The organism is Vibrio sp. Y176 (assembly GCF_033438945.1).
The window spans coordinates 1-846 of sequence record NZ_JAWOQS010000274.1 but is presented as its reverse complement, the minus strand read 5'-3'; the positions used below and the strand labels follow the sequence as shown (position 1 = coordinate 846).

At 50.6% G+C, this 846-nt stretch carries 2 protein-coding genes; both read right to left on the bottom strand.

What is annotated here, in order from left to right:
• On the bottom strand, nucleotides 1-449 hold a 449-nt coding region (locus R7O13_RS25530), incomplete at its 3' end, for a cation:proton antiporter (protein ID WP_318305032.1).
• On the bottom strand, nucleotides 446-846 hold a 401-nt coding region (locus R7O13_RS25525; RefSeq protein ID WP_318305031.1), incomplete at its 5' end, for an NAD(P)H-dependent oxidoreductase. The genes R7O13_RS25530 and R7O13_RS25525, both read right to left, overlap by 4 nt.

Genomic DNA, 846 nt, shown 5'->3' with positions numbered 1-846 from the left:
ACAGAAAACGCGTTTTTGCCACCTTCTGTTTTGGTTAGCCCTTTTTCGCTAAAGGTTTGCAGCACAATGGCGGTTGATGACAGCGCGAAAATTAGGCCAATCGCCAGAGCAATCGTCCAAGGCTGCTCAAAGTACAAGGCGATACCCATAATCGCGGCGACAGTGCCGCCAACTTGCAAGCCACCTAACCCCATCAAGCGATTACGCATCGCCCACAGCATTTTAGGTTCGAGTTCTAAACCAACAAGGAACAGCATCATTACAACGCCAAATTCCGCAAAATGTTGGATGGTTGTGGTCTCTTCGCCTACTAGGCCGATGATTGGGCCAATCACCACGCCGGCAATTAGGTAGCCCAGCACAGAGCCTAAACCTAAGCGTTTTGCTAACGGAACCGCGATAACGGCGGCTACAAGGTACACAAAGGCTTGTAAGAATATTCCTGTCATGACGCCTCCTTGATGAGCTCCGGCAATGCACTGTTAAGTTTAATGAGCGAAGCGGCGGCCTCGACATCTAATCGGTCTTCGACCAGCGCCGTTAAGAGCTTTTTATATCGCTCAATATGGCGCGGGATACGACCTTCTTCGGCTGCGGTACGCGAACCAAACAAAGCAAGAGGCGCAATATAGTGCATACCCGTGAGTGCGGACATTTGCTCGATAGGAGCGAGCAGTTCCCGAATCGTAAAATGGTTGTAGCCTTCGGCTTTGTAGGCTTCTTCTTTGCCGCCGGCAGAAAGCACGCACAGCATGGTTTTGCCTTGCAGTTCGGTTCCTTCGGTGCCGTATGCAAAGCCGTATTCCAACACCAAATCTTGCCATTCTTTCAAAATCGCTGGTGTTG